A 436-nucleotide genomic window follows, 5' to 3' on the forward strand; every position below is an offset into this window, starting at 1 on the left:
TGCTTGAACTATGCCAATACTTCTCTGTGCAGTTGGGGACCAACCGTAGAAATGTAGAGGATATTGAAGCTGTTCAAGGTGAAAGAACTATGGCTTATCTTAAAAAGACATTAAATACCACCGCTAAAAGAGTTCGGAACTTTCTATCCATCATTAAGAACATCTTTATGTTTAAACCTATTGAGCAAAAAGTAAAGAATCCTTCCCAGGATCGCAAAGGAAGAAAAAGAACCTTCACTCAAATTTGCATCGATAAGTTTAAATTTAGCCTAAATGAAGCTTGCTTTAAGCGTAACGATGAATTAAACGAAAGAAAATCATTTGCTAGAGTAAGAAAAGAAGTAGCAGCACGCATTAAAAATGCCAAAATCCCGGTTAAGTGGCGTGATATGAAGGACATTGAAAAATCATTAAATCGTATGGTAAAACTATCAAC

General features: G+C 35.3%; 1 protein-coding gene. It reads left to right on the top strand.

From position 1 onward, the window contains the following. Positions 1-436 (top strand): hypothetical protein (locus AC2JF9_RS09520; RefSeq protein ID WP_500727292.1); only part of this gene is annotated, 436 nt, incomplete at both ends.

The organism is Lactobacillus sp. C449L, from assembly GCF_059900815.1.